At 62.1% G+C, this 20,882-nt stretch carries 19 protein-coding genes; 5 read left to right on the forward strand and 14 right to left on the reverse strand.

Annotated features, from left to right (window positions below; genetic code table 11):
- Positions 1-220: 220 nt before the first annotated feature.
- The 6 genes from H2170_17830 to H2170_17855 form a co-directional block, all read right to left on the reverse strand.
- Positions 221-1,930, reverse strand: coding sequence for a hypothetical protein (locus tag H2170_17830; protein ID MCS6301934.1), 1,710 nt, complete (start codon positions 1,928-1,930; stop codon positions 221-223).
- A gap of 9 nt (positions 1,931-1,939) precedes the next feature.
- The gene (locus H2170_17835; protein MCS6301935.1) at positions 1,940-3,175 is read right to left on the reverse strand and encodes an aminotransferase class III-fold pyridoxal phosphate-dependent enzyme; all 1,236 of its coding nucleotides are present in this window, start codon (positions 3,173-3,175) and stop codon (positions 1,940-1,942) included.
- 148 nt (positions 3,176-3,323) lie between these two features.
- On the reverse strand, positions 3,324-4,076 hold the full coding sequence (locus tag H2170_17840) for a hypothetical protein (protein MCS6301936.1): 753 nt from the start codon (positions 4,074-4,076) through the stop codon (positions 3,324-3,326).
- 55 nt (positions 4,077-4,131) lie between these two features.
- Positions 4,132-5,100, reverse strand: a complete 969-nt coding sequence (locus H2170_17845; GenBank protein MCS6301937.1) for a hypothetical protein — start codon at positions 5,098-5,100, stop codon at positions 4,132-4,134.
- Between the two features lie 39 nt (positions 5,101-5,139).
- Complete coding sequence (locus tag H2170_17850; protein ID MCS6301938.1) at positions 5,140-6,291, reverse strand: UDP-N-acetylglucosamine--LPS N-acetylglucosamine transferase; 1,152 nt, start codon at positions 6,289-6,291, stop codon at positions 5,140-5,142.
- A 302-nt stretch (positions 6,292-6,593) separates the two neighbouring features.
- Positions 6,594-7,853 carry a 6-phosphofructokinase gene (locus tag H2170_17855; protein ID MCS6301939.1) on the reverse strand — a complete coding sequence of 420 codons (1,260 nt, stop codon included), beginning with the start codon at positions 7,851-7,853 and terminating at the stop codon, positions 6,594-6,596.
- 307 nt (positions 7,854-8,160) lie between these two features.
- On the opposite strand from H2170_17855, the gene H2170_17860 reads away from it, so the two are divergent.
- Complete coding sequence (locus tag H2170_17860; GenBank protein ID MCS6301940.1) at positions 8,161-8,691, forward strand: signal peptidase I; 531 nt, start codon at positions 8,161-8,163, stop codon at positions 8,689-8,691.
- Here H2170_17860 and H2170_17865 read toward each other — a convergent pair.
- The gene (locus H2170_17865) at positions 8,666-9,988 is read right to left on the reverse strand and encodes an FAD-dependent oxidoreductase (GenBank protein ID MCS6301941.1); all 1,323 of its coding nucleotides are present in this window, start codon (positions 9,986-9,988) and stop codon (positions 8,666-8,668) included. The genes H2170_17860 and H2170_17865 overlap by 26 nt on opposite strands.
- Positions 9,989-10,238: 250 nt before the next feature.
- Positions 10,239-11,399, reverse strand: a complete 1,161-nt coding sequence (locus H2170_17870) for a fatty acid desaturase (GenBank protein MCS6301942.1) — start codon at positions 11,397-11,399, stop codon at positions 10,239-10,241.
- 191 nt (positions 11,400-11,590) lie between these two features.
- Between H2170_17870 and H2170_17875 the strand changes: the two genes are divergently transcribed.
- Positions 11,591-12,853, forward strand: a complete 1,263-nt coding sequence (locus H2170_17875) for an MFS transporter (protein MCS6301943.1) — start codon at positions 11,591-11,593, stop codon at positions 12,851-12,853.
- 224 nt (positions 12,854-13,077) lie between these two features.
- A complete protein-coding gene (locus H2170_17880) occupies positions 13,078-13,704 on the forward strand; it encodes a hypothetical protein (protein MCS6301944.1) in 627 nt (208 codons plus the stop codon).
- Positions 13,705-13,850: 146 nt separating this feature from the next.
- Here H2170_17880 and H2170_17885 read toward each other — a convergent pair whose 3' ends face one another.
- Positions 13,851-14,597, reverse strand: a complete 747-nt coding sequence (locus H2170_17885; GenBank protein ID MCS6301945.1) for an RNA methyltransferase — start codon at positions 14,595-14,597, stop codon at positions 13,851-13,853.
- A 391-nt stretch (positions 14,598-14,988) separates the two neighbouring features.
- Between H2170_17885 and H2170_17890 the strand changes: the two genes are divergently transcribed.
- The gene (locus tag H2170_17890; GenBank protein ID MCS6301946.1) at positions 14,989-16,719 is read left to right on the forward strand and encodes a trypsin-like peptidase domain-containing protein; all 1,731 of its coding nucleotides are present in this window, start codon (positions 14,989-14,991) and stop codon (positions 16,717-16,719) included.
- A gap of 275 nt (positions 16,720-16,994) precedes the next feature.
- Here the strand turns inward: H2170_17890 and H2170_17895 are convergent, their stop codons facing one another.
- The 4 genes from H2170_17895 to rpmH are packed head-to-tail and all read right to left on the reverse strand — an operon-like array spanning position 16,995 to position 19,814.
- Positions 16,995-18,818 carry a YidC/Oxa1 family insertase periplasmic-domain containing protein gene (locus tag H2170_17895; GenBank protein ID MCS6301947.1) on the reverse strand — a complete coding sequence of 608 codons (1,824 nt, stop codon included), beginning with the start codon at positions 18,816-18,818 and terminating at the stop codon, positions 16,995-16,997.
- Between the two features lie 36 nt (positions 18,819-18,854).
- Positions 18,855-19,166, reverse strand: coding sequence for a membrane protein insertion efficiency factor YidD (gene yidD, locus H2170_17900; GenBank protein MCS6301948.1), 312 nt, complete (start codon positions 19,164-19,166; stop codon positions 18,855-18,857).
- The gene (rnpA, locus tag H2170_17905) at positions 19,166-19,633 is read right to left on the reverse strand and encodes a ribonuclease P protein component (GenBank protein ID MCS6301949.1); all 468 of its coding nucleotides are present in this window, start codon (positions 19,631-19,633) and stop codon (positions 19,166-19,168) included. The genes yidD and rnpA overlap by 1 nt, the downstream gene beginning before the upstream one ends.
- A gap of 43 nt (positions 19,634-19,676) precedes the next feature.
- A complete protein-coding gene (rpmH, locus tag H2170_17910) occupies positions 19,677-19,814 on the reverse strand; it encodes a 50S ribosomal protein L34 (protein ID MCS6301950.1) in 138 nt (45 codons plus the stop codon).
- A 165-nt stretch (positions 19,815-19,979) separates the two neighbouring features.
- Here rpmH and H2170_17915 point away from each other — a divergent pair, with 165 nt between their 5' ends.
- Positions 19,980-20,414: a metallophosphoesterase family protein gene (locus H2170_17915; protein ID MCS6301951.1), complete on the forward strand. Its 435-nt coding sequence runs from the start codon at positions 19,980-19,982 to the stop codon at positions 20,412-20,414.
- An 18-nt stretch (positions 20,415-20,432) separates the two neighbouring features.
- Here H2170_17915 and H2170_17920 read toward each other — a convergent pair whose 3' ends face one another.
- Positions 20,433-20,843, reverse strand: coding sequence for a (deoxy)nucleoside triphosphate pyrophosphohydrolase (locus H2170_17920; protein ID MCS6301952.1), 411 nt, complete (start codon positions 20,841-20,843; stop codon positions 20,433-20,435).
- Between the last annotated feature and the right edge of the window lie 39 nt (positions 20,844-20,882).

The following is a 20,882-nucleotide window of genomic DNA, read 5'->3' on the forward strand; positions in this document are numbered from 1 at the left end:
GAGGGACGACCTCCGTGTCGTCCGTGATCGGGAAGTAGCGCAGACTTCCAGTCTGCTCCGCGTCAGCCCGGGGCAAGGGCTCAAAGCAGACTGGAAGTCTGCGCTACTTTTAGGGGTGTTCGAGCCAGCCCACACGGAGGTGGGCCCTCCCTCGATCACGGCCATGCAGTTACCCACTCAAACCGGTTCCGTGCGGCTAATTTTGAAAGGGACAGGCGATTTATTTGCCCATTTCCGAGGGCAGCGTGTAAACGAGGAAGCCCGCGTTCTCGTAGCGCAACTGGGCCGACGGCGGGACGTCACCGCGCCGACTGGGGGAGAGTAACAGGTAGGACGGCTTAAAATCGCGGATGAGCCGGTGCAGGGAATCAGGGGCAACCCCGCGTACGCTGACCGTGGGGTGATGGTGCCACCACGTCGCTTCGGTGCCGCCGTCGAGCGGGTCACTGAAGGCGATCAGCACGCCGGGCGGTTGGGTTTTGAGGTAGGCGGCGGCGGCGCGCATCTGCTGGTAGTCGCGCAGGTGTTCGCGGTCGTAGGCGTAGTATTTGGCAGGGGAGCCGGTCAGTGCGATTTGCACGGCCCAGAAGGCGAGGCAGGCGAGTGCGGTAACGGCCAACAGGGTTCGGGTGGCGGTCCGGTGGCGGAGACGAGTGAGGAGTTGCGCGCCGCCGAGGGTGGCGAGAATCAGCACAAAGGGCAGGATGAGAACAAGGAAGCGGTACTTGAACTCGGGCCAGCCCAGGCAGGGCGCGGCGATGGCCAAAACCACGGCGAGCAGACTCAGGAGCGAGCGGCGTTGTGCGGCCGGTGTACGCCACAGGGTGAAGCCAAAAAAGGCGGCCAGGCCGAGGCCGAAGACGCCTGTTTCCAGTCCAAGATGCAGCAGAAAGTGTCCGCTGCTGGCGAGGGCGAGGCTCAGGTAGGGGCCCACGTGCTGCCAGCCGAGTGCGCCCACGGCGTAATGGATGCCGGACGGATCGTCCTGGATCGTCACGAGACCGAGTTTACCGGGCAGATAAAAGGTCGAAGTGGAATGGAGCAGGGTTCCGAAGTGGGTGTAGTTCCAGGCCAAGAGGGGCGCAAGGAGCAGGGCTGTTGTTACGAGGTAACCGGTGAGCAGGCGCAGGCGAGAGCGCGTGCCGGGGTGGGGGTTGAGGGCGAGGCCAAAGAGGCCGGCGGGCACCAACAACATGCCGGCGCCGTGGACTTGCCAGGCGAGCGTTGCGCCGAAGCCGGCGAGCAGGGCGCGCTGCCAATCGGGGCGGTCGTTGGCGAGGATCGCCAGCGCCACGGCGAGGGCCCCGGCTGCGACTGCAATGTAGGGGCTGCCGTTGGCGGAAAAATCCACCAGCATCGGGTGTAACGCGAGCACCAGACCGACCACGGTGATGCGCGCGTTGACGGAGGAGGCCTGGGGCTGGGCCGACGCGGTGCCGATGACGGGTGCCTGTGGGTTTTGGAGGAGCGAACGGGCCAGCGCCATGCCGAGCGCGATGACCGCCAAACCGCACAGAAGCCCGAGGATTTTGAGGGCGGTAAATTCATCGAGCCCGACCGGTAGCGAGGCGAGCAGGCCGGCCAGCCATGACCACGCGGGCGGGTGCTGGCTGACGGGGGAACTTAACGTGAGGTACGGCGTAGGATCGAAAAAATCGAACTTGCCGGGGTAATCGAGGCGGCCGGTTTCGCTCCACTGGCGGGCGACTAGGGCGTACAGGTTAACATCGCCAAAAAGCCGGTCGTTCCAGGCGAAGGCAATGAGGCGAGTGAGCAAGCCGAGGCCGAGGATGGGCCAGAGCCAGGAACGGGCGCGGGGCGCGGCGGGCGGCACTTGCCGCGTCGTTCCGCTGGGATCGTTCGCGGCCGAATCGTGAGCCGACGCGCTCTCAATCTCCGCTGTCGATCGACTGGGTTCGGGTGAGGGCATCAAACGAGGTCAGGCGCGGGAATTAAGGCCGGCGGCGAGCGTGGCGAGGGCGCGGTCAAGGCGTTGCAGGGCATCGTCGATGTCGGCATCGGTCATCGCTGCACTGATAAACCAGTTGTGGTGCGGGTGAATAAACACCCCTTCCGCCACCGCCGCTGCACACAGGTTTTGCGTGCGCAGAAACGACGGGTCGTCGGCCACCCGCACGTAGGGCATCGCCGGCGGACCGCTCGCCGCCAGCGGGATTCCGTGTTTGGCCCCAAGCGCCAAAAAGCCGTCCACAAAACGTCGACCGGTGGCGGCGAGTTTTTCGGGGATTTTGTCGCGCTCGATGATCGCCAGAGTGGACAACGCCGCCGCCATGGGCGCGGGGTCGTTCCAGTAGCTGCCGGTTAAAAACACGCGGCTGGCGGCGGCTTGGTGAACTGCACGCCCGACGCAGGCCGAAAGCGGGTGGCCGTTGGCGAGGGCTTTGCAGTAAACGGCCAGGTCGGGCGTGTAGCCGTAAACCGTATGCGAGCCGTCGCTGGACAGGCGGAAGCCGCAGCGCACGTCGTCCAAGATGAGCAGCGCACCGTTCTCGCGGCAGAGGCGGTTGGCGGCGGCCACGAATTCCGGCGTGGGCAACTGGGAGTCCGCGTAGGCCGGGTGGTGGAAGGGCGTGAGCATCAGGCCGGCGACTGCGCCTCGGTGGCGGGCGAAGAGTGCTTCGAGCGCGGCGACGTCGTTGAAGGCAAATTCGTGGATGTGCGTGCGGTCCTCGGGAAGGAGGCCGCCGTGGCCGGGGGTGCACCAGGCTTGGGTGCCGTGGTAGGCGCCGGCAATTTTGAGGATTTTGGGGCGGCCGGTGACTTCGCGTGCGACCATGATCGACCAGGTGGTGAGGTCGGCGCCGTTTTTTCCAAACACGGCCCAGTCTGCGAAATCGATGCGGGCGGTCAGGGCTTCGGCCAACTCGACGAGCAGTGAAGTCGGGTGGTTAAAGGCGGCGCCAAGTCGGCGGGCGGCATCGGCTGCGGCCTCAACTTCGGGGTGGTGGTAGCCGAGCACGATCGGGCCGTAGCCGCCCATGAAGTCGATAAACGTGTTGCCGTCGACATCGCGGTAGCGGCAGCCAAAGCCCTCGGCGGCAAAATACGGCACCGCACCCGGCACCGTGGCTGCCGGTGTAGTGTGGCCGTAAATACCGCCGGGAATCACGGCGGCGGCGCGGCGGAAAAGGGCGTGGGATTGGGTGAAGTTCAAAGGACGCTGGGAGCTACTGACTACGGATTGGTTGCACACGAAACACACTAAAAAACACGAAAAACGGATGGGGGACTCGGAGTTTTTTAACCGCTAATAGGCGCTAATAGGCGCTAATGGTTCGGATCTACTCACTACTCGCTACCCGCTACTGTTTTTTGAGCAGCTTGCCGACTTTGAGCATGAGGATTCCTAGGTTTTCGGCTAGAGGGAGATGTCCTTCGATGCGGAGGGTGCCGAGGCCGAGCGCGGCGGGGGCGTCGAGGCGGTGGTCCAATTCGGCGAGGACGGTGGCGATGTTGGCGAAGGTGATACGGGCGGTGACGGGCGTGGCGGGTTCACCGGTGCCGACGGTGAGCGTGGCGAGGTCGATCCAGAGCGTGGCGGGCAAGGCGGGACAGGTGAAGATGACCGTGCCGCAGGAAAGGTGGGCGTGGTCGGCAGGGTGGAGCCGGAGCCAGGTAATAGAGGCGCGGATACCGACGAGAAGGCTGCCCCAGGCGTGGAGGGCAAGGTGAGTTTCGGTGCAAGTGGTGAGGAGTGCTTCGAGTCGTGCGCCGGCAGCGGAGAAACGGCGGACTTGCGGGAGTTGGCTCCATCCGGCGAGGGGCAAGGTGAGCGCGGGGCGGTGAGCGACGGTGCGGAGGAATTGTCCGGCCGACGGAAACCAGAGGCGGAGGTCGCCTGGTCGAGCCGCTTCCGTCGAGGTAGTTATGGTGCCGTTGGCCAGGAAAACGATACGCAGGGACTCCGGAATGCCGCGCACGGAAAGGGTGACTGCAAATTCACGCGAGCCACCGGCGGCATGACGCAACGTTTCATCGTGCGCCGCGAGCATTCCCAGAGCAGGGAGGGCGGCGTGAAGATGAAGGGTTGCGAGGAGGAGCGGTGAAGGGGGCATGCGCCCGGAGGCCATGCGGTGAAAAGACAGACCGCAGGCGGCGGCGCCACCTTTTTCAGGAGCGCCCGAAAGGATGTTTCGGACGGGAGGGGCGGCGCATAAGGGCGAAGCCCAGACCCAGTGCACCGAAGATTTGCGCGGCGGCGGCGGGTTCGGGGACAGGTTGGGCGGTCAAGACCAGCGATGTCACTGTTTGATAAATAAAGGCTTTGTCGTGCGCCTCCAACGCTCCGGTGCCGGCATTGTCTAAGCCGAAGATGTTGACGAATTCCCCTTCGAGTTCGAAGGAGGTGCCGGTGCTAAATCCGTAGGTGGACGCGTCGCCGTCGTCGCCCTCAAGTCCACGGTTCTTGTAGAAGGTGAGACTGAACTCGGTGATGGGATCGCCTGATGCACGCAGGCCCGAATGGAGTTCGTCGATGGGGTTGAAGCCGTTGTTGAGATGGGCGACAAAAAGACCGTAGGCGAAGTGGCCGCCTTGAACGCCTTCGGCGCGAAGTCCGTAGCTGTTCATCGTCACAGTGAAGGATTCATTTACGCTGGACGGGTCAAAGGAGAACACGCCTTGGCCGATTTCGTTAAGCGACCAAGAGCCAGTCGCGCCGGTAATGGTGAACAGGGGGTTGATTGGGGCGGCTTGTTCGTAGGGAGTGTTGGGCGCGGTGATGGTGACAACACCGGAGGGAGTGCCTCCAAGGGTGTGCGTATAGGTCGCGCCGATCGGCCGTTCGACAAGCATCTCGGCAAGTGTGGTCCAGCTTTGGCGACGTTTGAAGATGTTGTCGTATTCGGGGTTTTTCGAGATGGGCTCGGCTGGGTCTCCATTGACGGCAACGGTGAGGCTGGTGACGTCCGGCAGGTCGTCGAGTTCGTCAAATGCATCAAAGCTGCGCACGACGAGCGTTGAGTCTTCGACTTGGTAGTTATACTGCTCGAGGCTTGAAAAGACGCCCCCGGCAACAGCGCTTAAAGGAGCAACAAGGAAAGAAACGCTAATGAAGGAAAGTATTTTTGCGCTAAACATTAGCGCCAGAAAAAAGTGGCTCGAAGATTCGTCAATAAATTAGATCTCGGGCTTGCGGTCGTGGATCCAGCGCACGATCTGCTCGGGGTGGCCGGGGGGGCGGGCGGCGCGAAGCCGGGCGCGGAGTTGCGCGAGGGTTTCGGGGTGGGCGTGCAGATCGAGAATTTCTCGGGCGATCGCGCGGGGGCTGCCGCCGAAGCGGGCGCAGCCGTGTTCGCGGCAGTATTGCACCGTGATTAACTCCTGCGGCATGACTCCGCCGATACCGTTATGGATGAGCGGCGTGCCGAGCAGAATCGCTTCGCTGGTCGCGCCGGTGCCGGGGCGCGCCACAAGCACCGAGGCGAGGCGCAGGAGCGCGGGGATTTTCTCGGTGTGGTCGAGCGCACGGACAGTGAGTGCCGGGTTGGCGGCGGCAAACGACTCGATTTCGCGGCGTATCGTTTGGTTGCGCGAACACAGGGCGACGACCTGGAGTTTTTGCCCGCTGGCCGCGAGGGCGCGCAGTATGGGAAGGTGGTTGTTAGCGCCAGCCAGCCCGCTGCTCAGGACCACCGTGAAGACACCGCGATCGAGGCCTAACTTGGCGGCCTTGGCGTTGGCGGCGGCTTCGAGTTCGGCCTCGGTCGCGTAGAAGGGCGAGCGCAGAAGGAAGCCGCCGAACAGGACGCGGTGTTCGGGCGTGCCGACGGCGCGGGAGGCGGCGCAAACCTCGGGTGTGGCGCCAATGAAACCGTCGGCACGGGGGTTGGCCCAGTGGCGGCTGAAGCCGTAGCCGCCGAACAGTTCGCCGCAATAGGTCAGGCAGCGTGGCGGGGCTTCTGGCAGGGCGAGGCGGGCGAGGTCGAAAAAACCGTGGTTGGTGTGGGCGTGGACGCTGATGATGCGGTCGGGGCGCCAGTCGCGGATGAGTTGGCTAAAGGTGTCGCGGCCCAGGATTTTTGTGCCGCGGCGGTGCATGCCGGCGATCTCCAGGTAGTTGAAATACAGGTGGTGCAGGCGCGGGGCGTGGCGCTGGATCACGTTGTAAAGCTCGACGCCGAAACGGTACAGCCCGTGGGTGGTTTCCAGCACCGGGTGGATGCGCACCTCGACCTTGTCGCCGTACACCTGGGTGGCCCATTGGCGCAGGGAGTCCGCGCGCATGTTGTGGCCGGTGCCGGTTGAGGACGTGAGGATGAGCCAACGCATGGGGATTGGGAGTAGCTGAACGTGGACGGGTGTCTGACTGATGCGGAGTTTTAACGCTAAGATCGCAAAGAACGCTAAGGAGTCGGGCCTAGGATCGGTCCTTTGCGGTCTTGGCGAACTTAGCGTTAAAATTCCGGTTCTGAATCCGATACTTCAAATGTTACAGCTTACTAGTTGAGAGCCAAAGACGAGAAAGCGGAGCGAGGACGGGTGGTCAGCAAAACGCCGGTTCCCGTGAGAGAACCGGCGTTTGCTAGGGTGTTTCCGAGTTTACCCGTTTACCCATTTTTCGGCTTGTTAGCTTAGAGCGCGTAGCCGCCGAGGCGTTTTTCGATGCGGTTTTTGTCGAGTTTGACGAAGGCGGGCAGGCCGTTGTCGTAGGGGACGACGGTCTCGCCTTGAATCAGCGGCAAGGCGTAACGCAGGAACTGTTGGTTCATGCTGATGCCGTCTTCGCTGATCCATTCGCGGGGGAGTTTCTTCACGCCGTTTGCGATGTCGGAGAGGGGGGCCAGGCCGGTCTCAACGGTGTAATGGTCGTGGTCGCCGCGCAGCAGGGTGATCATGACGTCGGTCTCGCCGGCGATGGCGGCTTTGACGGCGGCTTGGCCGGCGAGGTAAGCCTCGTCGGTATCGGTCTTGGAGGCGGCGTGCACGGCGGCGCGCTGGGCCATGCCGAGCTTGACGGTGCGGGCTTTGATGCCGGGCAGGTTCTGCTCGACGAGGCCTTGCAGGTAGTCGGCGGCACCACCCAATTGGGCGTGGCCGAAGGAATCGGTAGCCTCGGCGGCGGACACGTAGTTGCCGTCAGCGTCGATCAGGCCTTCGCCGACGACGACCAAGCAGGACTTCTCGCGCTTGAGCACGCGCTGGACGTCGGCGATGAATTTCTCGGCGGCGAAGGCGACTTCGGGGAGGAGGATAATGTGGGGGGCGTCGTGCGGGCAGTCCTTGCGCTTGGCGAGGGCGGCACCGGCGGCGATCCAGCCGGCGTTGCGGCCCATGACTTCGACGATTTGCACGAGGTCGTGCTGGCCCATGGCCTCGTTGTCGCAAGCGATCTCGCGCACGGTGGTGGCGATGTACTTGATGACCGAGCCGTAGCCGGGGCAGTGGTCGATCGTGGGCAGGTCGTTGTCGATGGTCTTAGGGATACCGATAACGCGCAGGTTGTAGCCCTGTTCCTGGGCGAGCTTGGAGATCTTGTCGGCGGTGTCCTGGGAGTCGTTGCCGCCGGCGTAGAAGAAGAAGCGGATGTTGTGGGCTTTGAAGACCTCGAGCACGCGCTCGTAATCGGCCTGCTTCTTGAGCTTGTAACGGCAGGTGCCGAGGGCGGCGCCGGGGGTGAACTTGAGGCCGCGGATGGTCTGCTGGGACTCGGCGGCGAGGTCGATGAAGTCCTCTTGGAGGATGCCGAGAACGCCGTTGAGGGTGCCGTAAATCTCCTCGATTTCGGCGTGGTTGAGGGCCTCAGCGATGACGCCGGCCAAGCTGGCGTTGATGACGGCGGTGGGGCCGCCGGACTGGCCGACGAGGACATTACCTACAAGTTCTTCAGACATGGCGTATGGTTGTTGGGTTAAAAAAAGAGGGAGGAGCGAACGTGAACGGGCAGCGTGTCGGGCGGCGGGCGACACTGGCAAACTCAAACTTTGCCCAGCTGCACGGGGCGCGAAGTTAAGTGCCGCGTGAAGCACCAGCGCGACCCCTACAAGCCGTCGAGTCAGCAGCCTCGCTGCCGGGGCATGCATTCTGCGGGCTCGGTAAAGCGACTAGGGGATTCCCCCTGTGGCGCGACCTGGGATGAACCCTAGGGTTTTTGTCTGGGGTGGGGCTTAAAAATCCTCGTAGTGTGTCGATATACCCCCTGTGCGTCTCCGGCATCTCATTTTTTGCGTCTGCGCCTGCCTCGCCCTGACCGGGCGCGCGCAGACGGTGGCCAGCGCCCCCAGCGTCAAGGAGTCCCGTGTCACCTCACGCGTTTCGCCCGGTTCGACCATTTCATCGCGGCAGGCCGCTTTAGCCGCCGCTCAGCTCAAGCGGGCCGTGCCCGGCACGTTGGTTTATTCGGTAAAACCCACCGGGAGCATGCGCCCGCTCTTTGATGGCAATTGCCTGCTGCTCACCGAGCCGGCCCCCTTTGGCGAACTCGAAGTCGGTGATATCGTGGTGTTTAGGCACTCGCGAACCGGCGACCATATCGTGCACCGCATCTTGGAGCGGCGCAGCAACGGCTTCTGGACCAAGGGCGACCACAACGGCCGCATGGACGACGAAATCGTGACCACGCAGAACTACATCGCGCGCATTTACGGGATCATTTACACCGAGCGGAATAACAAAAACCGCGCGCCCGACGCGATCACCAGCAGCATTAAGCTGTCGGCGCTGCCGAACTAGGCGCTTCGCCCGCCCAGGGGTCGCGGCCGAGCAGGTGTTGGCTCAACTGCACGGCGCTGCGGAAGGCGTCCTCATGAAAGCCATAGCCGAAGTAGCTGCCGGCGAAATACGTCTCGGTGCGGCCCGTCGCCGCCGCGTTGAGGGCGGGCAGCTCGGCTTGCGCCTGCAGCGCTTCCAAGCTGAACAGCGGATGGGCGTAATCCATGCGTTTGATCACCTTGGCCGGATCGATTGAGTCGGGGCGGTTGATGCTCACGAAATAGTTTTCGCGCTCGGAGACACCCTGCAGCGCGTTCATCCAGTAGTGGGTCGCCGGGCTGAGGCGGCCAGCGGAGTCGCGGGCGAGCTGGTAGTTCCAGGCGGCGCGGGCCAGCGGGGTGCGCGGCATAACCGAGGAGTCGGTGTGGAGGGTGGCGACGTTGTCCTGGTATTTGAACTCGCTGAGAAGGCGCACCTCGTCGGGGGTGGGGTTGACCAACATGCGCAGCGCGTGGTCGGCGTGGGTGGCGACGATCACCTGGTCAAAACTCTGGGTGGCGCCGTCTTGGGTCATCACGGTGATGGGCCGGTTTTGGCCGTTGCGGATGATGCGCACCACGGGGCGGCCGAGCTGGATCGAGCCGAGGAAGGGCGCAATCAGGCGGTCGCGGTATTCGCGGGAGCCGCCGGCCACGGTCATCCATTGGTGCTGGGTGTTGAGGCCCAAAAAGCCGTGGTTGTGGAAAAACCGCAGCAGGCTGGCGGCGGGAAACGACAACATGAGCTCGGGCGGTGTGCTCCAGACTGCGCCACTCATCGGCACGAGGTAGAGGTCGAAAAAATCCTGGCCGTAGCCGCGCCGCCGCACGTATTCGCCCAGCGTGATGGTGGCGGTTTCGGGCTCGTCGAGAGCGGCGATGGCCTCTTTGTTGAAGCGGTTGACCGCCATTAGCATTTTCAAAAACCGCAGGTTGAGCAGGTTCTTGCGCTGGGCGAACAGGTGGTTGAGGGAGGATCCGCACCATTCGATCCCGGTGAGGTCGTCGCGCACCGCGAACGACATGGTGGTCTTTTTTACCGGGACGTTGAGCTGGTTAAACAGGCGTGTGAGCAGAGGGTAGGTGACCTCGTTGTACACCATGAAACCGGTGTCGATGGGAACGGGGCGCGCGGTCCCGGGCTCGGTCGCATCGACGGTGTTGGTGTGCCCGCCGACGTAGTCGTTGGCCTCAAAAAGAGTGAGGTCGTGGTGGCGGTGCAGGAAGTGGGCGGAACCCATGCCGGCGATGCCGGTTCCGATGATGGCGAGGCGTGACATAGAGAAAGGCGCGAGCAGACAAAAAAGAAACCGGGTGCGCAACCCGTTAAGGTCTCACACCCGGTTGGACGGGGGGGGCGCGGAGAACGTTCAACATCCAACATTGAACATCCAACGTTCAACGGGCGGAGCGGCGTTGAGCGTTGAATGTTGGACGTTGTTCGGTCCTCCGGAGTTCGGCAGGGAGAACGAGTAGGATTAAGAGAACGAGAACGATTGTTTGGGCGCGCCGGAGTGGTTTTGGCTGCTCTTACTTGCCGGCTTCGGGCGGGGTGGCGGCCTGGGCGGTGCGGTTGAGCTCGTGGGCCAGTTCGGAGACGTCCTTGTGGTGGGCGGCGCTTTCCGGTTTGGCGGGCAGGCCGGTGTTGGCGGCATTGACCGTGGCCACCGCAATGGCGGCGGCGGCGGGCAACACGTGTCGCAGCGACGAGGCGTGCTCGGGGCGGGCCAGCGTGCTGGCTTGCGCGGCGGCCACCGAGCGCTCGTGCTCGGCGCGCATGCCTTCCTCAAGCACCGACTTGGGGACGTCCTTCAGGCCCCAGATCAGGCCCGTCCAAGAGAGCATCTTGAGGCCGTAGTAAGTCGGGTCGATTTCCCACCAGTAGAACCCATTGCGGGTGGAACTTTGGTAGCGGTGGTGGTTGTTGTGCCAGCCTTCGCCCAAACAGATGATCGCCAGGATGAAGCTGTTACGCGAGTCGTCGTCGGTCTTGTAGCGGCGATTGCCCATGAGGTGGGCCATGGAGTTGATGCACGCGGTGCCGTGAAAAAGTGCGGTCGTGCTTACGAAGAAGCCCCAAACCACCATCTGCCAGCCGTTGGTGCCAAGGCCGGGGGCGAAGCGCTCCAGCAGCGCACCGAGGCCGAACATGGATAAGGCGTAAAGGATCGGCACGACCAGATCGAAGCGGTTTAGCCAGACGAGCTCGGGAAACTTGGCTAGGTCCTTGATCTTAGAGTAGTCGGTGGGGAAGTTGCGGCGCGAGGTGATCCAGCCGATGTGCGACCAGAGGAAACCGTGTACGTGAGGGGAGTGTGCGTCCTCCGGATCATCGGAGTGCAGGTGGTGATGGCGATGATGGTAGGCCCACCACAGCGAACCGCGTTGCACCGTGGTACCGGCCCAGAGCGCGAGGAAGAACTGGCCGAAGCGGCTGGTGCTGTAGGTTTTGTGGGAAAAATAGCGGTGGTGGATGCCGGTGACGGCGAACATGCGCACAAAATACAGGAATACCGCTGCCCAAGCGGCAAAGGCACTCACGCCGGTCCACAGCACGCCGAAGCAGCCCAAGTGGAGGACTGCGAAGGGCATGACCCGGACCCAATCGACGCGGTCGGGCTCATTGCGCATCTTTTCGGCGCCACCGGGGCAGTAATCAGAGTCAATCCACTGGGTCACGGCGGTGGCCATGCGGCGAAAAAACGAGGGAGGTGAGGATTCGGAGGAGTTCACAGGAAAGGCTATTAAGGGCGGCTAATGAAGGGCTGAAGGCCCCATGGTGCAAGTCGGGTTTGTTGAAACCAGGTTACAATACGGGATGGGGTTTCGTCGGCTTGTCGCTTCTTGCGCGGCGGCATGCGGCCGGGTTCACTGCCGTGCACATGAGTCAACCCGTCACGCAGTATCCGGTTAAGCGACGTGAGATCCTGGGCTGGTGTTGCTTCGATTTCGCTAACTCGGCTTTCACCACCCTGATCATCACGGTGGTTTACGCGGTTTATTTTCAAAAAGTGGTCGCCGCAAACGACCCGCGCGCCGCCGGTTGGTGGGGCACGGCGCTGGCCGCCTCGCAACTTGTGGTTCTCGTGCTGGCGCCGTTTGTGGGGGCGTACGCCGATGTCACGGCGCGCAAAAAAACCTTCCTCATCGCCACGGCGGTGCTGTGTGCGCTGGCCACGGCGGCCTTGTATTTTGTGGGGCCGGGCGAGGTGGTGTTGGCGCTGCTTCTGGTGGGGCTGGCCAACCTTGCCTTTTCGTTGAGCGAAAACCTGTGCGCGGCGTTCCTGCCCGAGATCAGCACTCCGGCCAACGTGGGTCGCATATCCGGCTATGGCTGGAGTTTTGGCTACCTTGGCGGGTTGTTGAGCTTGGTGCTGGCGCTGCTGATCATCCGCAGCGGGGAGGGGAGGGTGCCGTGGACCTTTGTGATGACGGGGGCGTTTTTCTTTTTGGCCAGTTTGCCTACGCTGCTGCTGCTGCGAGAGCGCGCCCAGCCACGGGTGCTGTTGCCGGGTGAAAATGCGCTGAGCCTGGGTTGGCGGCAGCTGGTGCAGCTCAAGCGGGAATTGCCACAGCACCGCACCTTGGCGGTGTTTTTCGTCGCGCTGACGCTGTTTTTGTCGGGACTGCTCGCGGTGGTGGCCTTTGCCGCGCTTTACGCGACCGAGGTGATCGGCATGGGCGAAGCGGAGGTGATCGGCCTGTTTGTGGTCTTGCAACTGGCGGGGGTGGCGGGGGCGTTTGGCTTTGGTTTTATGCAGGACCGCAGCGGTGCGAAGTTGCCACTGGTGTTGTCCCTTCTGCTCTGGATCGGGGTGTGCGTGGGGGCCGCCTTGAGTCATACGAAGGCGGAGTTTTATGTAATCAGCGCGCTGGCGGGGGTGGGCATGGGGGCATTGCAGTCGTCGGCGCGTGCGGTGGTGGCGACGTTGACTCCGGAGGGGCGCAGCGGGGAATTTTTTGGTTACTGGGGCTTTTTTGGTAAACTGGCGGGGGTGATCGGGCCGTTGGTGTTTGGCTGGCTGGTAACGGGGTTTGGTTATCGCGCTGCCATCGGGGTGAACGCCGGGTTTTTCCTGGTGGGGCTGCTGATTTTGCTGCCGTTGACGCTCTCGGCGCGGGCGAAGGCGAGGGCGAGTGCGTGAGAGAGGGCGAGTGCGTTCAAGTTGAAGCTGACGGCATTTCCCTGAGCTCACGCTCAGGGCTACGCGCAGGCTCACGCTCAGGGCTACGCGCAGGCTCACGCTCAGCGCGAAACTTAGGGCCGCGCTCCGCATTTCCATGTGCGTGAGTGCGGGGGGTGTTACATTTTAAGCAACCCGACAGGCGCTAATTGCTTTTGCCGAGGAGGCCGCATTATACAGCTGCCATGAACATCCATGCACGAATCTCCAAGGAATGGCGCCAGCGTATGATTTTTATGGCCATGATGCTCAATGGCTCCGCGCTCTGGTTCTGCTACGACGGCTTTGTTGCCTGGCCCGCCGAGGCATCCCGGTTTGAGCAGCTCCAGGTCATCACCAGCGAAATCGTGGCCGCCGATAAGGAAATAGATCGAAAAGACCCTGCGGTGATACGCGCCTGGGAGGCCTATGCGGCCACCAAGGACCTCAAGCCCCTGGTGCCCAAAAAACGCACGCCCGGTGACATCGCAGGTCAGCGCTACATCGGTGCAGTGATGGGGGCAATCGGGCTCGTTTTTGTCGGCTGGGTGATCCTTCAGCACCGTCGCAGTGTACGCGCCGATGGCGACATGATCACCGGACCCAGCGGCGAGCAGGTCCACCTTGATAGCATCATCGAAATGGATCGCCACAAGTGGGAGTCCAAAGGCATCGCCTACGCCATCTATCAAGTAGATGGCCGCAACCGCCGCCTCTGTCTGGATGACCACAAATTCCTCGGTTGCGTCGCGATCATTCTCGAGGCCGAACGCCGTATCGCCGAGCGTGCGGCCGCACGCTCGGCAGCGGGTTCACCCACAACAGCTGTTTAACCAAAATTCCGAAGCGGGTATAGGTGATATAGGGCAAGATGCGTGATGCGCTTAACGGGAGTACCTCAACGAGGTGCACCCAATTAGCGGATTGGGTGGTGTGGCAAACGATGGGATGCCCTGCAGGTTGCTCCACAACCCGGGGCTTAGCGACCGTTGGCGCGTCGCAGATTATCACATACAATCGCCGCCGCTACGCCGGCGTTGAGCGATTCCGCCCCGCCGAAACGCGGGATCGTCACCAATTGGGTGACACATAACCGGACCGCTGGCGAAAGCCCGCGGCCTTCGCTGCCAATCACCACCACCGCATCGCGCAAGCCGGGCAGACCGTGGACGTCGTCCCCGCCCAGATCGCAGCCCAACACGGGCGCACCGGCTTGGGCGAGCACCGCAGGCAGTTCAGCGGTGAAGGTTTTAACCCGTGCGAAGGAGCCCATGCTGGCGTTGATCACTTTTTGCGAAAAAAGATCGGCGCAGTCCGGCGAAAGCACGACGCGGTCAAAAGCGAACCAGTCGGCGATCCGTAACAACGTGCCGACGTTGCCCGGGTCCTGGATGCAATCGAGCGCGAGAGTCAGGCCGCGTGCCAGGCCGTTGGCGGGTAAAACGGGGCGCACGATCGGGCCCACCGCAAACACCTGCGAGGGGGTGGGGAAATGGCTGATGCGCGCCATTTCGTCGGTGGTCACGAGGGTGCGCGTCATGGCGCTGGCCCCGGAGGCGAGCGGACCGGTCCAGGCGGGGGTGGCGTAGAGTTCGCTAAAAATGACGCCGGCGGCGAGCAGTTCGGCGACGACCTTGGGGTTCTCGACCACGTAGCGGCCCTCGGCTTCGCGGTTTTTTTTGTCGCGCAACGCGCGCAGGCGGGAGAGCTGGGCCTTGGTCAACATGGCCGGCCAGCCAAGCCCGCCGTCGCGCAAAGGCAAAGCAAACGCGCTGCAGGCTGGTTGGGGTGGCCGAGGATAACGGGTTTCAGCAAAATTTGTGTTGTAGTATACCCGATCAAAACATGGGTTCGCAGGTAACTATTTTATGGGTACTCTACTCCGTGTTGTCGTTGGTGGGTGGCGGTGTGTAATCTGGCTGTGCGTGCCGATCCTAGCTGCCGGAGCACTTTATGGACAATCCGTTAAGGAGGTGCTCGAAGCGGCCGAGCGGATATATGCCGACGCACCAACGTTTTCTGCACAGGTGGATGGTCGGACGGTACGATTTGAGGCTGTTTCGGGGCAGCCGGCTGGGACACCGAGCTATAAAGCGGTGAGCACGCAATTTAGGCGCATGCAGATCAAAGTGCGTCGCCCGAATGCTTATTGGTTGTCCATCCAGTCAGCCTTTGAGGGCGGTTCTGCAATGTCCGAATCGTCTGCGAGTACTCTTGGCCAATCTCAGGGTTGGTCCGTGTATGCTCGCCAAGATAACGGTACGGCGAGTCGTGGTTATTATGAGGGGCCGCGATTTGCTACTCAGCCCCTTGGAAATGAACCTTTTATGCTTATGGTTTCGACGCGAATGGGCGGCCGCGTCGATATGGATTTGGTGCTGCGGCATTTCCAGGTGCGTCCTGCAGGTGCAGGCGGACTGAAACCGCTCGGGCTGATCGAACCTGAGCTTATAGGGAGCGAATTGTTGAACGGTCGCTCGGTTTATCGGATTTTCGCTAAAACGGCTGCCGGTAGTCCAATCCTGCTTTGGGTGGAGCAGTCGTCATTTTTGATCGTGCGCTCGATCATGCAGTACGCCAGTCCGAGTATGTCGAATCGCCAGGTGATCGTTGAGGAGAATTTTTACAACCGGCAGCAGTTGAACCCCTCTTTTACCGCGTCCGATTTCACCGTGGAAAAATCGCCACCGCCTGAACCGTTGAGTGCGGAGCAGATGGGGTTCATCTCGATTCCAGCGTTGATCAAGTTGGCTGAGCTCACTCCCCCCGCTGATGGAACCCATTCAGGGGAGTCAGCAAACTCCGTTCCGCCGACACCGGCATCTCCGGGGGTTGCAGCCGTAGCTTCGCCGACGCCCGCAGGTACGGGCCAAAGTTTGTCGTATCAACAGATGTCGAGCATCGTGCTGGTCGAGGGGGAGGGAGGGGCGGCGACGGGGTTCATGACAAAAATTCGCGGCGTCGATTTCATTGTTACGAATCTACATGTGCTGTCTGGGAGCAAAAAAATCACCATTAAGAACCTAAACGGTCAGGAGCAGGCCACGGCAGGCATTTTTGGTGCAGTTGGCAGTGACATCGCGATCATCCGCACCGCGAGCGGTACCCAAGGCGAAATGGTGCTGGCCCAGGACGTGTTTGCGAGCAGCCAAATCGGCGATCGGGTTGTGGTTGTGGGTAATCGGCTTGGCGGTGGGGTGGCCACGCAGACGGTCGGCAGTATCATGGGAATTGGCCCGACGCGGGTGGAAGTGAATGCCAACTTTGAGCCCGGCAATAGCGGTAGCCCCATCTTCAACCTGCGCACCAACGAGGTGGTCGGCGTTGCTACGTATGCCGAGATTCGTCCAGTGGATGCAGGAGGTGGCGGCAGAGGCAGCGTTGCCGTACCGGAAAAGCGTTGGTTCGGCTACCGTATCGATAGCGTGGCCAAGTGGGAGGCGATAGATCTCGGAAAATGGAATGCACAAGGTGAGCGCATCGCCAAGTTTCGCGAGGCTTCGAAAGCCCTACTGGCCATAGTCAAGTTTGACTTCAAAACCGCGCGCCTGACGCCTCCATTTGGTCAGTTAATCGATAAGCTGGAATCCAATTACCAGGCTGCGGCGACCAACAAGATTGTCGCGACTGGTATAGTTAAAGATTTTTTCCGCGTTGTGCAGTCGATCTCGGCGCAGGGCCTTAAGGACCTCGAAAGCGGGGATTACTACGATTATTACCGCACCAGTCTTTATTGGGACACGAGTATTCCGGCTCAAATCGAGTTTCGGAAGGAACTCATTAAATCGCTTGAGCGTTACGAGGCGGACTCCAGTGCGTATATATCGAGGATGCGTAGCGGTGGTTGACGGCGGGCGCCGCCAAAGTGCGGCGTATACCACGGCCGGATTAAAATATTCTGACCGTCCGCTGGAATGCCTATAGGGGGGCGGATTAGGGCCGCAGTATGGCCCGGTCTGCTTTAGGTAACACCTAGTGGGGGATGCACCTATTTAAGTGCATAAACCGCGCGCAAAAAAGGCTGAAGGGTTGAAGCTGAATCCCTCCGCGGGACTCAGCCGTTCAACCCTTCAGCCTTTTAATCGAGCAGCGCTTCAGCCGATCGATTCCTGGCTCGGCAGGATTACTTTTTCGGGGTGACGTTTTTGATGCGCTTGCCGCCCTTGCCGGTGCCGCTGGGGACGCCAAGCGGGGTAGGCGTGGGGGCTTCGGCCGTGTATTTGTTGACCACCAACTGCTGCACGATGGTGAACAGGCCGTTGATCGTCGAATAAAGCGCCAAGGCGCAGGAGAAGTTGTAGCAGATTGCCGTGAAGAAAAACGGCATGAACTTGAGGATCTTGGCCTGCATGTTGTCCATCGAGGGCGATGGCGTGAGCTTCATCTGATAGAACATGGTCACGCCCATGAGCAGCGGCATGATGTTCACCGGGAAGCCGAAGATATGCGTGATCGTGTCGGGGGCGGACAAATCTTGCGCCCAGAGGAAGGGCTGGAAGCGCAACTCGGCGGTGCCCTGCAACATGGCGAAAAACGCGACGAACAGCGGGATGGTAATCAAAACTGGGATACAGCCGCCCATCGGGTTAACCTTGTGCTCCTTGAAGAGCTCCATGGTGGCCTGGTTGAGCTTCTGGGGCTGGTCCTTGTACTTCTCTCGCACCGCCTGCATGAGCGGTTGGAGCTTCTGCATCTTCTTGGCCGACTTCGATGCGGCCAGGGTGAAGGGCAGCGAGATGGTTTTGAGTAGCAGGGTCATCAGGACCACGGCCACGCCCCAGTTGCCCACAAACGAATGCATCCAGTTGAGCAGCTTGTTCATCGCGGGTGCGATGTAGCCGGATAGGAACATGCGGTTAAAGAAGTAGTAGTCGTACTGCATGATCTTGTCCTCGTTTTTCGAGAACGACGCCAAGCGGATGTACTCCTTGGGGCCAACGTAGAGTTCGCCGCCGATCTTCTCGATGCCGTTGGCCGGCAGCACGGGCAGGTCCAGGCGGATGTCGCCGGTCAAGCCGATGTTGGTGTGCGTCGAACCGGGCATGGGGGGGAGTTCGACGCGGCGAACCACCACTCCCGTGCCGGGCTTGTCAGGGGTGAACAAGCTGGCGAAAAACTGGTTTTTAACCGAGGCCCACTGGACCACTTCGGTGCGCTCGAGACTGGCCTTGGCGGCGCCGTCACCGAGACCAACCCAGCTGGAGAAACCGCCGCCTTCGAGGGCCGAGCGTTCTGTCACGTTGGCTTGGTCGCCGTCGTAGGCTGCGACGTTGAGGAACATGCCGGTGTCGCTCGAGTTGATCAGCGCGGCGGTGCCAAGGTTGAGCTGGTTGGGCAGCGGGGCGCTCTGGTCGGTGAGATTGCGGAAGGTGGTCTCGTGGCGGATACGGTAGGGGTCGCCGCTCTTGTCGCCGGCGGCGCGCAAGATGTATCGGCGGGTAACCTCGATGCGCTTCTCGAACAGTGCGCTGTAAACCACTTCGTTCGCGGATGCGCTGACCAGGGTGAAGCGGGTGTTTTGGTCGAGGCCGGGATATTGGAAGGCGAGGATCGGCGCGGCGTGAACGGCGTTGAACACAAACGGCTCGGTTTGGTTAAGGTGGGCGCCGTATTTTTTGAAGGCGACGTTGCTGATCGCGCCGCCGAAGTCGGTCAGGCGCAGCTCGACCACGTCGTTGGACAGCGTGGTGATGGTCGCGGCGGCGTTGGTATCAACCAGCGCGGCGAACTGGGCGTTGGCGATGGCGGGAATCGCCGGGGCGTTGAGCGTGGCGTCGGTGGTGGTGACGCTCGGCTGACCCGCGGGGGCGGGTGATGTAGCGGTCCCATTTTGGACTGCGCCTGCGGGGGCCGCGCCCGGCTGGGGCGGCTGCTGGCTGGTGAGGAAGAGGCTGCCAAAGGCTACGAGGAGCAAGAGGACGCCGATGGTCGTGTTCTTTTTATCCATGGAATTGAAAAGGTGTTTTATTGATGAAAATGGAAATTAGCCGCGGGCGCAGGTCGGCCGTGTTGCGCGGCGCGGAGCCGGTACGAAGTCGATGCCGCCAGGGTGTAACGGGGTGCAGCGCAGTAGGCGGCGGGCCGACAACCAGACTCCGCGCACTGCACCGTGGGTGCGAACCGCCTCGGCCGCGTAGTGAGAGCAGGTCGGATAAAACCGGCAGCCGCAGGCCGGTCCCAGCACAGCAGGAATCACCGGCGAAAGCGTGTGCTGATAGGTCCACACGAGCCCGAGCAGACCCTGAGCCGGCAGGCGCAGAAGAAAGGCGAGGGTTTTGGGCAGGTGTGCGGGCATCAGGCGGAGGCGGACGGGAAAATTTTGCGACAGGCTTCGACGAATCTCCGTTCCACCTCGCAATACTCAAGCCGATTGAGCGAGCTGCGGGCGACCAGCAGTAAATCGTAACCTGGGGGCACGAGTTCTTGGTGGGCGCGAAACACTTCGCGCAGGCGGCGTTTGGCGCGGGCCCGTTGCGGCGAGTTGCCCACCGCAGAACGCGAGGCGACGACTCCAAGACGCGCGGGCGTGGGTTTGCAGGTGACCGAGGCAGGCGCTTTAACCGGTGCAGGCGGCGCTGCCGTTTCAGCTACGACGTGTTCGCTGGATTCGCCACTCTTTGGTGGCACAGGCGAGAGTTGGGCTAGGGCCGACTGTCGTGAGTACCACAGCATAAAGGCGCCGCAATCAGAGCGGCGCCCGTGGGTGCGGACATGCTGGAAATCCAACTGGCGCCGAAGGTGTTGTTCGGCGCGGAAACGCATGTCGGCTTAAAAAATACAGCGGCGCAACGCGACCGCTGGCGGCTTAGACGACGGTCAAGCGCTTGCGGCCTTTGGCGCGACGAGCGGCTAGGACCTTGCGGCCACCAACAGTGGCTTTACGGGCGCGGAAGCCGATTTTGCGGGCGCGTTTGAGGCGGTGCGGGCGAAAGGTGGGTTGCATACGATTAGAGTGTTAAGAGGGGACTGAAGTGGGGAATCCCGCTGGCCTTGTCAAGGCACTGTTTCAGGAGAAATTCACGCCGCGCCCAATTCGCTGGGCTCCCCCGCGTTAAATCTCCCGAAAACTGGGCTGACAGGGGCAACGCCACCTCGCAACGTGGCGGCCATGCGTATCGCGATCATCTCCGACACCCACGGGGCTTATCCGCCTGGCTTGCCGGAGCGGCTGCGCGGTGCCGACGAGATCTGGCACCTCGGCGACGTAGGCGGACCGGAGACGCTCGTGGAGTTTGAACAACTCGGTGTGCCGGTGCGGGTGGTGCGGGGTAATTGTGATGATTGGCCCGCGTGGCCGCTCTTTCTTAACCGGGATTGTGCGGGGGTGAGCCACCACCTCGTGCATATCCCCCCGCGGAGTGCTCCGGCTGGAGCACACGTGGTGTTACACGGCCACCTGCACGTGCCGCGCGACGAGGTCGATCGGCGCGGGGTGCGTTGGCTCAGTCCCGGGTGCATCTCCTTGCCCCGAGGCCAGGGTTGCAGTTTCGCGTGGCTGACGGTGGACGCGGGGCAACTTCAGTGGACCCTCGTTAGCCTTTAAAAAGGGCGTCGGGCTAAATCAACTACGCGACAGGTACTCGGCAATGATCGGTCGGTCGGCCTCCGGCAGATCGAGGCCCGCGAGCTCGCAGGCGGGGACCCAGCGTAGTGCGGCGTGTTCACGGGCGCGGATTTCGCCACTGGTGGGCAGGAGTCGTGTCACGAAGGGCATGAGGTGCACCGTGACGGAAGCGTAGGCATGGGTGTGCGGCAGGAGCGGGCAAATGATTTCCACGCTGCAGCCCAGTTCCTCGTCCAGTTCGCGGTGCAGGGCGGCCTCGGGGGATTCACCCGGCTCGATCTTGCCACCGGGAAATTCCCACTTTCCGCCCAGGTGTTTATGAGCAGGACGCTGAGCCATGAGCACATGGCCGTCGCGCTCGATTAGGGCGCAGACAACGGCAAGTGGAGTGGCGGGCGATGAGGACATGGGCGCGACGTTGCACCACTGGGGGGATCGCGTCGATTC

It is taken from the genome of Opitutus sp. (assembly GCA_024998815.1).
Lineage (GTDB): Bacteria > Verrucomicrobiota > Verrucomicrobiia > Opitutales > Opitutaceae > Rariglobus.